The sequence below is a fragment of the Bacillus sp. 05T31 genome (genome assembly GCF_056396725.1).
On record NZ_JBFTMA010001231.1, the window covers coordinates 1 to 634 of the forward strand.

1 protein-coding gene is annotated in these 634 nt (G+C 35.5%); it reads right to left on the reverse strand.

Annotation, left to right across the window (positions count from 1 at the left end):
* On the reverse strand, window positions 1-634 hold a 634-nt coding region (locus AC1DJR_RS32625), incomplete at both ends, for an MFS transporter (protein ID WP_477004530.1).

Consider the following 634-nt stretch of genomic DNA (forward strand, 5'->3'; position numbering starts at 1 on the left):
CGCTACAGCTGGTCCAAATGCCATACCGAAAAAGTTAATTAAATTATATAAACCAAGACCGACTCCAACTTTAGCTGGATGTAATGTTTTCGGTATAAATGTGTTTAATGATACTTGAATAGCTGAATAACTCATAAATGTTAAAATAACCGCCACTAAAATAATGATTAAGTTCCCGTTCGGAATAAGCCCTAAAATTAAAAAGCCAACGATCATAAYKACAGACGCTACATAAATCATATTCACATTTCCAAACGAAGGGACAATCTTTCCCGTAATAAAACTAGATACAATACCAAAGAGTGATGCAACAAACARTGCAATTCCGATAACGAATGGCGACAATCCGTGCACTCTTCCTAGCAGTGATGGCAATAATAATAGACTAGCACATAACGCCACATTAATTATAAACCCGACCGCTATTAAACGAAGAAATGGCTTGTTCGAAAATAACTCAATATCAATAAAGGGATGCTCCGCGTTCTTCATACGAACCGTGAATAAAAATAAGAAAGCTACCGATAACACAAATAGCCAACTATTAATATTGACACCTAATAAAACAGTCGTAATGAATGCAAATAATAACACCGCTCCAATGTAATCAAAATGAAACGCTTCATCCGTATGC